Below are 12499 nucleotides of genomic sequence, written 5' to 3' on the forward strand. Positions count from 1 at the left end.
GCGGCTGCGGACGCGACGACTGTGCACAGGACGACGGCAGCCGGGACCGTTCCACGCCGCCGCACGGCCCGACCCCGACGGAGTGCCTTTTGCTCACCATACTCATCGCTCACGCGGTGGCTGCCCTGTTGGCGCCGCCCTTGGTCGGAGTCATGGGGAGAAACGCATTCCTGCTGCTGTCGCTGGTACCGCTCGGCAGCCTCGGTTGGGTCATCGCCAACTGGGGCACCGAACAGCACCTGCACATCACGTGGGCGTCGATGCTGTCGATGGACATCGACATGCGGTTCGATTCGCTCGCCGCGATCATGTGCCTGCTCGTCCTGGGCATCGGCGCGCTGATCCTGATCTACTGCGCCCGCTACTTCGAGAACGACGAACCGCGGCTCGGCATCTTCGCCGCCGAGATGGTCGCTTTCGCCGGCGCGATGTTCGGCCTCGTCACCAGCGACAACATGCTGGTCCTGTACAGCTTCTGGGAACTGACGACGATCCTGTCGTTCCTGCTCGTCGGCCACTACGCCGAACGCGCGTCGAGTCGCCGGGCCGCGACCCAGGCGCTGCTCGTGACCACCGCCGGTGGCCTGGCGATGCTCGTCGGCATCATCATCCTCGGCGAACTCACCGGCAGCTACAACCTGTCGGCGGTCCTCGCCGCCGCACCCGACGGCTGGCTCGCCGGGGTCGGAATCGTGCTGGTGCTCATCGGTGCATTGTCGAAATCGGCGGTGGTGCCGCTGCACTTCTGGTTGCCCGGCGCGATGGCCGCACCCACCCCGGTGTCCGGCTATCTGCATGCCGCAGCCATGGTCAAGGCCGGCATCTACCTGGTGGCGCGGTTGGCGCCCGCCTTCGCCGACGCCGCACCGTGGCGGCCGATCGTCATCACCTTGGGCCTCGTCTCGATGGTTCTCGCCGGCTGGCGGGCATTCCGGGCATTCGACCTGAAGCTCATCCTCGCGTTCGGCACCGTCAGCCAGCTGGGTTTCCTCATCGCGCTCGTCGGCATCGGCACGCGTGAGGCCGCGCTGGCGGGCATGACGATGGTGCTGGCGCACGGCATGTTCAAGGCGTGCCTGTTCATGGTGGTCGGCATCATCGATCACTCCACCGGCACCCGCGACATCCGCAAGCTCGCGCACCTGGGCCGACGCACCCCGTACCTCGCGTTGCTGGCGGTGCTGGCCGCGGCGAGCATGGCGGGTCTGCCTCCGCTCCTCGGGTTCGTCGGCAAGGAGGCCGCCCTCGAATCGGCGCTGGTCGCCGCGCCCATCCCGGAGTGGGCGAGCACCGCGATCCTCACCGGCATGGTCGTGGGATCGATCCTCACGCTCGCCTACAGCATCCGGTTCATCTGGGGCGCGTTCGGACGCAAGCAGCTCAAGAAGCCCAGCCCCGCCGTGCAGAACCTGCACGCGCCGGGCGCGTTGCTGCTGTCGGCACCGACGCTGCTGGCGTTCGGTGGTCTCGCGGCGGGTCTCGCCGCACCGTGGATCGATCATCTCGTCGCCCCGTACGCGGACACCCTGCCCGCGTCGCTGGCGGAGCCGTACCACCTGGCGTTGTGGCACGGGTTCACGATGCCGCTCTATCTGACGATGCTGGTGATCGCCGGTGGTACCGCCCTGTACCTGGCGCACCGCACCGTCGCGCGGTTGCGGTTCGAGCATCCTCCGCTCGGCAACGCCGACCGGATCTACGACGCGACGCTGCGCGGCATGGACGAGTTGTCGCTGCGGCTCACCGCCTTCATCCAGCGCGGTTCGCTGCCGCTGACGCAGGCCGTCATCCTGGTCACCCTCACCGTCCTGCCGACGGTGCTGTTGATCGTGTTCGGGACGGGAACGACCGAGCCGGGCGTCCGCGCCTGGGACACACCGTGGCAGGCCGCGATCGCGGTCATCATGATCTCGGCGGGCCTCGCCGCGACCCTGATGCGCAACCGGCTCGCCGGTGTACTGCTCGTCGGCGTGACCGGATACGGACTCGGTGTGCTCTTCGCGTTCCAGGGCGCCCCCGACCTGGCACTCACCCAGTTCCTCGTCGAAACCGTCACCCTCGTGATGTTCGTGCTGGTGCTGCGCAAACTGCCACCCGAGACGGACCCGCAGGCAGAGACCGGCAGGAAGCTGCCGCGCGCCCTGCTCGGGATCGTGGCCGGGTCGATGGTCGCCGCCGTCGGAGCGTTCGCGGTGGCCGCGCGCACCGCCGATCCGATCTCCCTTCTGCTTCCCGAGGCCGCCTACGAACTCGGGCACGGCAAGAACGTCGTGAACGTGCTGCTCGTCGACATCCGCGCCTGGGACACCCTCGGCGAGATCTCGGTTCTGCTCGTCGCGGCGACCGGCGTCGCGAGCCTCGTGTTCCGCACCCGCCGCTTCGGCACGGCCCCGCGGGTCTCCGACGCGCCCGCCGCGCAGATGCACTCCAGCCCGGGGAACTCCGAGGTCACGTGGCTGCGCGGCGGCGATCTGATCGACCCGAAGTACCGGTCGCTGATCCTCGAGGTGACCACCCGCCTGGTGTTCCCCACGCTGATGGTGCTGTCGGTGTACTTCTTCTTCTCCGGCCACAACGCCCCCGGCGGTGGGTTCTCCGGCGGTCTCGTCGCCGGGCTCGCCCTGGTCCTGCGCTACCTGGCCGGTGGGCGCTACGAACTCGGAGAGGCGGTTCCCATCGACGCGGGCAAGATCCTCGGCCTGGGGTTGATCCTGGCATCCGGCACCGCCCTGGTGTCGCTGTTGCTCGGTGCACCGGCGTTGTCGTCGGCGGTGATCGAGGTGACGTTGCCGCTGATCGGGCACATCAAGCTCGTCACCGCGCTGTTCTTCGACCTGGGTGTGTACCTGATCGTGGTGGGGCTGGTCCTCGACGTGCTCCGCAGCCTCGGTGCCCGACTCGACGCCGAGATCGTGGGTGAGGCCCGATGACCACGAACCTCACCCTCGTCGTGATCGTCGGCGTGCTCGTGGCGTGCGGCGTGTACCTGCTGCTCGAACGCAGCATCATCAAGATGCTGCTCGGTCTGCTCCTCGTCGGCAACGGCGTCAACCTGCTGATCATCACGCTGGCGGGCGCGGCAGGCGACCCCCCGATCATCGGGTTCGACAACGTCGAGCGGGATTCGATGGCCGATCCGTTGGCGCAGGCCATGGTGCTGACCTCCATCGTCATCACGATGGGAGTCGCGGCATTCGTGCTGGCGCTGACGTACCGGTCCTACGCCATCCGTGCCCGCGACGAAGTCGAGAACGACCCCGAGGACACCATGGTTTCGCGTCGGCGGTCGCCTGCGGACGCACCCGACCGCGACAGGTCCGACGACCCGCTCACCGGTGAACCGAGCAAGAGCGGCGACGCGTTCGACTCCGAAGGCAACCCGATCCCCCTCGACGCACTCACCAACATCGAGGACATCGAGGCGTACGAGGACCTGCACGACGGCGACTTCGACGACCCCGACGACTCCGCCTACGACGAGGCACACGGCGGGACCGGAACCGGCGGAACGCACGGGACCCGAGACGACGACGATCCCGGCGACGACACGGGTGACGACGGGAAGGGAGGGAAACGATGAGCTTCGACGCGTCCGCCCTCATCCCGCTGCCCATCCTCGTACCGCTCCTGGCGGCCGCCGTCACCCTCGTCCTGGGCCGTCGCCCCCGTGCACAGCGCGCCGTGTCGATCGTGGCGCTCACGATCTCGCTGGTCGTGTCGGTCCTGCTGCTGTACATCGCCGACGACACCGGTATCCAGGTCGTGCAGGTCGGTGGTTGGGAAGCCCCGATCGGTATCTCCCTGGTCGCGGACCGGCTGGCCGCGCTGATGCTCGTCGTCTCCGCGATCGTGCTGCTCGCCGTCATGCTGTTCGCGATCGGACAGGGTGTCCACGACGGCAACGAGCAGCAGCCCGTGTCGATCTTCGTGCCGACCTATCTGGCTCTGACCGCGGGCGTCAACATCGCGTTCCTCGCCGGCGACCTGTTCAACCTGTTCGTCGGGTTCGAGGTACTGCTCGCGGCGTCGTTCGTCCTGTTGACGCTCGGGGCGAGCGCCGACCGGGTCCGTGCCGGCGTCTCGTACGTCATGGTGTCGATGGTCTCGTCGATGGTGTTCCTCATCGGGATGGCGTTCGCGTACGCCGCGACCGGCACCCTGAACCTCGCGCAGATGGCGTTGCGCCTCGACGATGTCGAACCCGGCACCCGAGCCGCCATCTTCGGGGTCCTGCTCGTCGCGTTCGGGATCAAGGCTGCGGTGTTCCCGCTGTCGTCGTGGCTGCCCGACTCCTATCCGACGGCGCCCGCCCCGGTCACCGCGGTGTTCGCGGGTCTGCTCACGAAGGTCGGCGTGTACGCGATCATCCGCGCACACACGCTGCTGTTCCCCGGCGGGGAACTCGACGACGTGCTGCTCGTCGCCGGTCTGCTCACGATGCTCGTGGGTATTCTCGGCGCGATCGCCCAGAACGACATCAAACGTCTGCTGTCGTTCACCCTCGTCAGCCACATCGGGTACATGGTGTTCGGTGTCGCGTTGTCGTCGCAGGAAGGACTGGCCGGTGCCGTCTTCTACGTCGCGCACCACATCCTCGTGCAGACCGCCCTGTTCCTGGTCGTCGGCCTGATCGAACGCCAGGCGGGATCCGCGTCGCTGCGCCGCCTCGGCAGCCTCGCGGTGATGAGTCCGCTGCTCGCGATCCTCTTCCTCGTCCCCGCCCTGAACCTCGGTGGCATCCCCCCGTTCTCCGGGTTCATCGGCAAGATCGCGTTGCTGCAGGCCGGTGCGGCGGACGGCTCGGTGCTCGCCTGGATCCTCGTCGCGGGCGGTACCCTCACCAGTTTGCTGACCCTCTACGTCGTGGCCCGGGTCTGGACCAAGGCGTTCTGGCGTGCCCGCGCCGACGCACCCGAGGGCGAACTCGCCGACATCGCGCCGTCGGCGCTGATCGACGAATCGGAAGCGGACATCCCGTTCGAGGAACGCGCCGACGTCGGGAAGATGCCGGTGGCGATGCTCGCCCCGACCATCGGGCTCGTGGTGGTCGGTGTCGCGATGACCGTGTTCGCCGGTCCACTGCTCGACATCAGTGATCGGGCCGCCACGAATCTGCAGGACCGCAGCGTGTACATCGAGGCCGTGCTGGGGGAGGAACCGTGATCAACCGCTCCAACCTGCTGCGCCTGTCGGTGATCGCGTGGATGACGTTCGTCTGGGTGATGCTGTGGGGAACGTTCAGCATCGCCAACGTCGTCGGTGGTCTCATCGTGTCGATTCTCATCTCGGTGCTGCTGCCACTGCCCCGGGTTCCCGTCGAGGGCCGTGTGCATCTGCTGTCCGCGGTGCGTCTGGGTGTGGTGATCTTCGTCGAGTCGATCCGGTCGACGATCGCGGTGGCATGGCTCGCGATCCGTCCCGCACCGCCGCCGGTCACCGGTGTCCTGCGGGTACGGTTGACCATCAAGTCCGATCTGGTTCTCACCCTGTGGACGGACATCATGAACAACATCCCGGGCACCATGGTGCTCGAGATCGACCAGACACGACGGATCATGTACCTGCACGTGCTCGACGTCAGCACCGACCGGGCGGTCTCCGACTTCTACCGGTCGGCACGGCTGATCGAGCGGTTGCTCATCGAGACGTTCGAACGGGACTCGGAGTGGCAGCCCAGCCCGTGGCGGAGCGGAACGGAGGACGCGGCATGACCGTGATGCTCACGGTGTCGGGCATTCTGCTGTTCGTGTCGGCACTGCTCATCGGGTACCGGACCTTGGCCGGTCCCAACTCGCTCGACCGTCTGGTGGGTGTCGATGCGCTCCTGGCCCTCGGCATCTGCGGCCTGACGATCTGGATGGTCTACACCCGCGACACGACGATCGCGCCCGCGGTGGTGGCGTTGGGACTCGTCGGGTTCATCGGTTCGGTGTCCGTCGCCCGATTCCGGGTGCGTGACGAGGAATGAGCATCTTCTTCGACTGGGTCGGCCACGTCCTGATCCTCATCGGTGCGGTCATCTCGGTGACCGCCGCGATCGGTGTCGTCCGTTTCCGCGACACCCTGGCCCGCATGCACCCCGCGACCAAACCGCAGGTGATCGGTCTGTTGTTCGTGCTCGGCGGCGCGATCCTCAACCTGTGGGGTTCGTTCGACATCTGGATGCTGGTGCTCGCCGGCATGTTCATGGTGTTGACCGCCCCGGTGATCGCGCACCGCATCGGCCGCATCGCGTACCGGGAGCAGCTCGGTCGCGACGGTCTGCTCGACGAGGAACTCGAAGCCCGTCGCGACCGACCCTGACCGGTCCCACGGCGTGGATCTCCCCCCGCTCCACCACGCTTCGTGCCGGCCGGTCAGGCTCTCAGTTCGTCCACGAGCGAATCGACGACCGCGATCAGGTCCCCTCCGGTCGCGTCGGCGACGCAACGCTGCCGCTGGTACGACGCACCCCGGACGGGGATGTCGGCGACCGCGGCCAGTTCGTCGGCGCACCCCAACCGCACCGCCGTGGGAGTCAACTGCTCGAGAAGGTCGTGCAGATCGTCGGTGACCAGCCGTTCGTGACACGCGGGATCGAGGATCACCTCCGCGTCCAACCCGTAGCGGGCGGCGCGCCACTTGTTCTCCTTGACGTGCCACGGCTGCAGGATCGGCAGTTCCTCACCGCGGTCGAGGCATTCGTCGAAGTGGACGACCAGGCAGTGCACGAGCGCGACCAGCGCGGCGAGCTCGGCCCGGTTGGTGATCCCGTCGAAGACCCGCACCTCGAGGGTGCCCCATTTCGGTGCGGGGCGGATGTCCCAGTGCATGCCGCCGGGCCGGCTGATCACCCCCGACCGCAACTGGTCCTCGATGAACTGCTCGTACTGGCTCCAGTCCGCGAAGTGGTACGGCAGCCCGGCGGTGGGCAACTGCTGGAACATCAATGCCCGGTTGCTCGCGTAGCCGGTGTCGAGCCCCGCCCAGATCGGCGACGACGCCGAGAGCGCCAGCAGATGCGGGTATTTCACGAGCATGGCGTTGAGGATCGGGATGACCCGCTCCGCCGACGACACACCGACGTGCACGTGCACACCCCAGATCAGCATCTGCCGACCCCACCACCGGGTACGTTCGATCATCTCGTCGTATTCGGGTGTGCGGGTGACCACCTGCGTGGTCCACTGCCCGAACGGATGCGTGCCCGCGCACATCAGATCCACCCCGACCGGATCGGCGGCCCGCCGCAGCAGGTCCAGGGACTCGGAGAGATCATCGACCGCCTCGGCGACGGTGTCGTGGACATCCGTGACGAGTTCGACGGTGTTGCGCAGGAACTCCTTGGTCAGTCGCGGTGTCTCACCGGCGAGCACCTCGACGGCGTCGAACACGACCGACGCGATGTTCGACAGATCGCGGGTCCGCTTGTCGACGAGCGCGATCTCCCACTCGACCCCGATGGTCGGGCGAGGTGATCCCGGAAAGTCGACGGCCACACGTCGATCCAACCACAGGGCCCCGCCGACCGAGTACCGGACGACGGGGCCCTGTGCGGGGAATTACCGCGGGGTGAAGGCCGATCAGCCGATCACACCGCACGCGACACGTTCGCCTTCGGCGTCCTTGTGCACGACGACCGAGGTGCCGTCCTCGCCTTCGAGGTCGGCGAGGGTGAACGCGGTGGTGGTCACTGTGGCGGTGGCGGCACCGTCCTGGCCGACCACGACGACGGCGAGGTCGCCGCTCTCGGGGACACCGGTGTGCCCACCCGCCTGCAGGTGTCCGCCGGCGGACAGGAATGCGCCGGACTCACCACCGGTGGGTGCGGCGGAGTTCGGTTCGCACGCGGCGTTCTCGTGGACGTGCACCCCGGCGTATCCGGCGTCGAGACCGGTCACCGCGATGGTCACCTCCACGGCGTCGCCGTCCTCGGTGAAGGTGACGGTGCCGGCGGAAGCACCGGAGACCGTCTCGAGATCGGCGGTGAGGGATCCTCCGGATCCGGACGTGCCGGAGCCGTTCGATTCGGTTGCCTCGCCGTCGGTGGTCTCGGTGCCGTGCGAATCACTGCCGTGCGAATCGCCCTCCGGAGCGGGCGAACCGGTCCACACCGGCGGCGTCGTCCCCGGCGTGGTGGAGGGTTCTTCGTTGTTCGAGCACGCGCTCAGCCCCACCGCTGCGATCGCGACGATCGGGGCCAGGGCACGCCAGGTCATGCGACGGGTGGAACTGGAGGCCATCAAACCGCTCCTTCGAAGTGCCGAAAAGTCACCCGATCATAACCGGGCCGATTCCGCGGTCCCCGCGGCATTCGCCCGGAAGGCACGACTCATCCCGACGTGACGATGACGATCACTCCCGGCTCCGCGTCGACGATGCCGTCGAACCGCGGCTGCGCCGTGACACCGAGTGCAGCGGCGACGGCCTCCGCCGTCACCTGCTCGTACGCTCCGGTGCCGTAGAACACCGACGTCTGTGCCAACAGGCCGTCGCTGTAGTTGCCGGTCTCGGAGACCACGAATCCCTCGTCCTCGAGGAGACTCGCGGTCTGCGCCGCCAATCCGGCGATCTCGCTGTTGTTGTAGATGCGCACCGGTGCGGCCGACTCCGGCGCACCGGCGATCAGCGAATCCGACCCCGACGCGGTGGTGGTCGCGGCGGCCGCGGTCGTGGTCGTGGCCGCGCGAGGCGCGGTGACGACGGACGACGTGGCGGCCTCCTGCGCGGTGACATCCGTGCCCGCGGCGTCCGTGCCCGAGGCGTCCGTCGTCGCGGCGGCGGACGCCGATTCGTCGGATCCGCCCATCGAGGCGAACCCGAGCCCCGCGAACAGGATGGCGAGGGAGATCAGCACCATCGCGAACGCGCGGAGCGGCGGCCCCGACGACTTCGGATGCCGGTTGACGTGCTCGTCGGTTCTGCTCACCCCACCGACCATAGTTCGTCCGGGGACCGCCCCGTGGCCGCCGCGCTAACGCGGTGCTTCGAATCCGAGCCGGCGCGCGGCCCGCGCCTTCTGGCGGGTGGCCCGCAACCGGCGCAGTCGTTTGACGAGCATCGGGTCGGCGGCGAGCGCTTCGGGGCGGTCGATCAGGGCGTTGAGCACCTGGTAGTAGCGGGTCGCCGAGAGCCCGAACAGTTCCTTGATGGCCTCTTCCTTCGCGCCGGCGTACTTCCACCACTGGCGTTCGAAAGCGAGCACGTCGTGGTCGCGGCGGCTCAGGCCGCCCTCGTCGTCGTGCTGCTGCGCGGTGGCGGCGGTATCGGACCGGTCCGCGCCGTGCGCTGCTGCGCTGTCCATCTCACTCCTCGACTGTGTCGATCACCACGGTGTCGGATCGCGTCCCGCGTCGATTCGCATCCGATGGCGTATCCCGTGTCGACGCATGTCCGAGGTGACGGCACCTGTGTGTTTCCGCCAGTCATTGAACCACGGGCCCCCGACACACGCGGGGCGTACGAGCGGCCGTGTCCGGCGCACTATCCTGATGCACCATGGCCATCCTTCCCATCGTCATCGTCGGCGACCCCGTACTGCACAACCCCACCGAGCCGGTCACCGAGTCACCCGCAGAACTCGCGCAGCTCGTCGCCGACATGTTCGAGACGATGGACGCGGCGAACGGCGTCGGTCTGGCCGCGAACCAGGTCGGTCTCGCCAAGCGCATGTTCGTCTACGACTGCCCCGACCGCGATGCCTCCGGCACCGTGGTTCGTCGGCGAGGCGTGGTGATCAACCCCGTTCTCGAGACGTCGGCGATCCCCGAGACGATGCCCGACCCCGACGACGACCTGGAGGGCTGCCTGTCGGTGCCGGGCGAGAACTTCCCCACCGGCCGCGCCGACTGGGCGAAGGTCACCGGAACCGACGAGAACGGTGAACCCGTCGAGATCGAGGGACACGGATTCTTCGCGCGGATGCTGCAGCACGAGGTGGGGCACCTCGACGGTTACCTCTACGTCGACGTCCTCATCGGTCGCAATGCGCGCGCCGCGAAGAAGACCATCAAGCGCGCGGGCTGGGGTGTTCCGGGCCTCACGTGGCTGCCCGGATCGGTCGAGGATCCGTTCGGTCACGACGATGACGACTGACGGACCGGTCGCGGCGAACGGACCGGTGCCGCTCGGCACCCGCGTCGTCCTGCGCTACCGGCTACCCGTCGGCTACAGCCACCCCATGACCGACGTCATCGGCGAGTTGGTCGCGCTGGAACCCGCGATCGTGGTGCGCACCGCCGACAAGCAACTCGTCCAGGTGTCGCCCGGCGCGGTCGTCGCGCTCAAACCCATCGCGGCACGCCCCATCCGCACGTCCGAGATCAGGTCCCTCGAGCACGCCGCGGCCGCGGCGTGGCCCGGGATCGACTGCGCGTGGATCGACGGTTGGTTCGTCCGCGCGGGCGCCGGATACACGCGGCGCGCCAATTCGGCGGCGCCGCTCGGCGAACGAGGCAAGGTCGGCGACGTCACCGACCCGTCGACACACCACCGACTGCACGAGTGGTTCGCCGAGCGGGCGCTACCGCTGACCCTGCAGATCCCCGAACGTCTCGGACGCGTTCCCGACGGCTGGGAGACGAGCGGCGCGACGCTCGTGATGGCCGCCGATCTCGAGAACGTGCCGCTGCCTCCGGCGTCCGACCCGGTGGTGGTGGATGCGGCGCCGTCCGCGGAATGGCTGACGCTGCACCCCGGAGGTGATCAGCCGATCGTCGCCGCCGTGCTGCGGGCGGTGCTCGGCGGCACCGTCGGATTCGGGCGCATCGGTGCGCCCGGCGCGACACCCCTCGCGATCGCGCGGGCCGCGGTCACCGACGCTCCCGACGGCCGACGCTGGGTCGGGCTGTCCGCGGTGCGGGTCGGCGACGAACACCGACGACGCGGCGTCGGGACCCTGCTGTGCGGATCATTGCTGCGGTGGGGCCGGGACCTCGGTGCGACGCACACCTACGTGCAGGTCGAGGAGGACAACCTTGCCGCGCGAGGCCTGTACCGGGAACTGGGCTTCGTCGATCACCACCGCTGTCGGTACGCGACCGGACCCGTCGGATAGGTCGCCTACAGTGGGCGTGTGCGCCTTGCTACCTGGAACGTGAACTCCGTCCGTGCCCGTGCCGACCGGATCGTCGACTGGCTGCAGCGAACCGACACCGATGTCCTCGCGATGCAGGAGACCAAGTGCAAGGACGAGCAGTTTCCGTACGCGCGCTTCGAGGAACTCGGCTACGAGATCGCGCACGTCGGCCTGAGCCAATGGAACGGAGTCGCGATCGCGTCGCGCGTCGGACTCGACGACGTCCAGGTCGGGTTCGAGGATCAGCCGGGCTTCACGAAGGATCCCGACGCGACCCCGGCGACCGAGGCCCGCGCGATCGGCGCGACCTGCGGCGGCGTGCGGGTGTGGAGCCTGTACGTCCCGAACGGTCGTGAGCTCACCGACCCGCACTACACGTACAAGCTGGATTGGCTCGCGAAGCTGCGTGTCGATGCGCAGCAGTGGCTCGCCGCCGAGCCCGATCGTCCGATCGCGCTGGTGGGCGACTGGAACGTCGCCCCCACCGACGACGACGTGTGGGATCCGGCGTTCTTCGAGGGGAAGACCCACACGTCGGCACCCGAGCGGGAGGCGTTCCACGCCTTCACCGAGGCCGGTTTCGTCGACGTGGTGCGCCCGCACGCCCCCGGGCCCGGCGTGTACACGTACTGGGACTACACGCAGTTGCGGTTCCCGAAGAAGCAGGGGATGCGCATCGACTTCGTGCTCGGGTCGCCCGCCTTCGCCGCGCGGGTGGACACTGCGTCGATCGACCGGGACGAACGCAAGGGCAAGGGTGCGAGCGATCATGCACCCGTCGTCGTCGACCTGTCCGAATAGGGTGGCGGGCCGGAGGATTCCGCCGGTGCCGCATCCGGTTCCGTCGGCCGCGCAAAGCGGAGGCCGACCCACACGCAGCCGACGAGAACGAGGATCCCGTGCGCGATCCGCACGGTCGGCGACGTGAAGAACTGCGGAATGTACAGCAAAAAACCCGCGGCCAGCACGACCGCCGGCGCCGTCGACAGGCGTCCGGCACGCACCGCGACGAGCAGCGCCGCGGTCACGCCGACCGCGACGAGCAGCAACCCGACCGCGAACAGGGTCGCCTGGGGTTGTCCGGTGCGGATCCGTTCGGCGAGGCCGAGGGCCGTCGCGGAATCGAGAACACCGAGTTCGTGCAACGCGAACGTCTCGGCACCGAAGTAGAGCAGTACCGGGGCGACACCGACGCCGAGCAGTGCGGTGGCGCGCGGAGCGACACGCTGCGCGGTGAATGCGAACACGACGAGGACGAAGGCTGCGGCACCGGCGAGGTGCGCCACGATCCACCGGGTGTCCGTGAACTGCGCGAGGGTGTCGCTCCCGGCCGACGGGAACGGCCGGACGAGGGGAAAGAGCGCGAAGAGCAGACCGGCCGCCGTCAGTTGCGCCGCGGCGATCCGTCCCCGCCGGGTCTCGTGCGTCATCCCGGAATCTCCC

Annotated in this window: 14 protein-coding genes; 9 read left to right on the forward strand and 5 right to left on the reverse strand. The window is 68.6% G+C overall.

Translation table 11 applies throughout. The annotated features are described in order from the left end of the window. Positions 1-89 precede the first annotated feature (89 nt). Genes LDQ05_RS06510 through mnhG form a run of 6 tightly spaced genes read left to right on the forward strand, consistent with a single transcriptional unit; the run spans position 90 to position 6303 of the window. The gene (locus LDQ05_RS06510) at positions 90-2930 is read left to right on the forward strand and encodes a Na+/H+ antiporter subunit A (protein ID WP_226436081.1); all 2841 of its coding nucleotides are present in this window, start codon (positions 90-92) and stop codon (positions 2928-2930) included. Further along, positions 2927-3580: a Na(+)/H(+) antiporter subunit C gene (locus tag LDQ05_RS06515; protein ID WP_226436082.1), complete on the forward strand. Its 654-nt coding sequence runs from the start codon at positions 2927-2929 to the stop codon at positions 3578-3580. Before LDQ05_RS06510 ends, LDQ05_RS06515 begins: the two co-directional genes overlap by 4 nt. After that, the gene (locus LDQ05_RS06520; protein WP_226436083.1) at positions 3577-5163 is read left to right on the forward strand and encodes a Na+/H+ antiporter subunit D; all 1587 of its coding nucleotides are present in this window, start codon (positions 3577-3579) and stop codon (positions 5161-5163) included. The genes LDQ05_RS06515 and LDQ05_RS06520 overlap by 4 nt, the downstream gene beginning before the upstream one ends. Further along, on the forward strand, positions 5163-5711 hold the full coding sequence (locus LDQ05_RS06525) for a Na+/H+ antiporter subunit E (protein WP_226436112.1): 549 nt from the start codon (positions 5163-5165) through the stop codon (positions 5709-5711). The genes LDQ05_RS06520 and LDQ05_RS06525 overlap by 1 nt, the downstream gene beginning before the upstream one ends. Continuing rightward, positions 5708-5968 (forward strand): monovalent cation/H+ antiporter complex subunit F, encoded by a 261-nt coding sequence (locus tag LDQ05_RS06530; RefSeq protein WP_226436084.1) that lies wholly within the window; start codon positions 5708-5710, stop codon positions 5966-5968. Before LDQ05_RS06525 ends, LDQ05_RS06530 begins: the two co-directional genes overlap by 4 nt. Continuing rightward, entirely contained in the window at positions 5965-6303 is a 339-nt protein-coding gene (gene mnhG / locus LDQ05_RS06535) for a monovalent cation/H(+) antiporter subunit G (protein ID WP_226436085.1), read from the forward strand. Before LDQ05_RS06530 ends, mnhG begins: the two co-directional genes overlap by 4 nt. Positions 6304-6356: 53 nt before the next feature. On the opposite strand, the gene LDQ05_RS06540 is transcribed toward mnhG, so the two are convergent. The 4 genes from LDQ05_RS06540 to napA all read right to left on the reverse strand — a co-directional run bounded on the left by LDQ05_RS06540 (position 6357) and on the right by napA (position 9283). Further along, positions 6357-7478 (reverse strand): glutamate--cysteine ligase, encoded by a 1122-nt coding sequence (locus tag LDQ05_RS06540; protein WP_226436086.1) that lies wholly within the window; start codon positions 7476-7478, stop codon positions 6357-6359. An 84-nt stretch (positions 7479-7562) separates the two neighbouring features. Beyond that, positions 7563-8222 (reverse strand): superoxide dismutase family protein, encoded by a 660-nt coding sequence (locus LDQ05_RS06545; protein WP_226436087.1) that lies wholly within the window; start codon positions 8220-8222, stop codon positions 7563-7565. A gap of 89 nt (positions 8223-8311) precedes the next feature. Beyond that, positions 8312-8920: a LytR C-terminal domain-containing protein gene (locus tag LDQ05_RS06550; protein ID WP_226436088.1), complete on the reverse strand. Its 609-nt coding sequence runs from the start codon at positions 8918-8920 to the stop codon at positions 8312-8314. A 33-nt stretch (positions 8921-8953) separates the two neighbouring features. Then, on the reverse strand, positions 8954-9283 hold the full coding sequence (gene napA, locus LDQ05_RS06555; RefSeq protein WP_226436089.1) for a nucleoid-associated protein NapA: 330 nt from the start codon (positions 9281-9283) through the stop codon (positions 8954-8956). Between the two features lie 194 nt (positions 9284-9477). On the opposite strand from napA, the gene LDQ05_RS06560 reads away from it, so the two are divergent. Genes LDQ05_RS06560 through LDQ05_RS06570 form a run of 3 tightly spaced genes read left to right on the forward strand, consistent with a single transcriptional unit; the run spans position 9478 to position 11857 of the window. Beyond that, on the forward strand, positions 9478-10074 hold the full coding sequence (locus tag LDQ05_RS06560; protein ID WP_226436090.1) for a peptide deformylase: 597 nt from the start codon (positions 9478-9480) through the stop codon (positions 10072-10074). After that, a complete protein-coding gene (locus tag LDQ05_RS06565; protein ID WP_226436091.1) occupies positions 10064-11035 on the forward strand; it encodes an N-acetylglutamate synthase, CG3035 family in 972 nt (323 codons plus the stop codon). Before LDQ05_RS06560 ends, LDQ05_RS06565 begins: the two co-directional genes overlap by 11 nt. A gap of 18 nt (positions 11036-11053) precedes the next feature. Continuing rightward, positions 11054-11857, forward strand: a complete 804-nt coding sequence (locus LDQ05_RS06570; protein WP_226436092.1) for an exodeoxyribonuclease III — start codon at positions 11054-11056, stop codon at positions 11855-11857. Here LDQ05_RS06570 and LDQ05_RS06575 read toward each other — a convergent pair. After that, on the reverse strand, positions 11824-12486 hold the full coding sequence (locus LDQ05_RS06575) for a hypothetical protein (RefSeq protein WP_226436093.1): 663 nt from the start codon (positions 12484-12486) through the stop codon (positions 11824-11826). The genes LDQ05_RS06570 and LDQ05_RS06575 overlap by 34 nt on opposite strands. Positions 12487-12499: the final 13 nt, after the last annotated feature.

Origin of the sequence: Rhodococcus yananensis (assembly GCF_020515525.1) — a bacterium.
Taxonomy (GTDB): Bacteria; Actinomycetota; Actinomycetes; order Mycobacteriales; family Mycobacteriaceae; genus Rhodococcus; species Rhodococcus yananensis.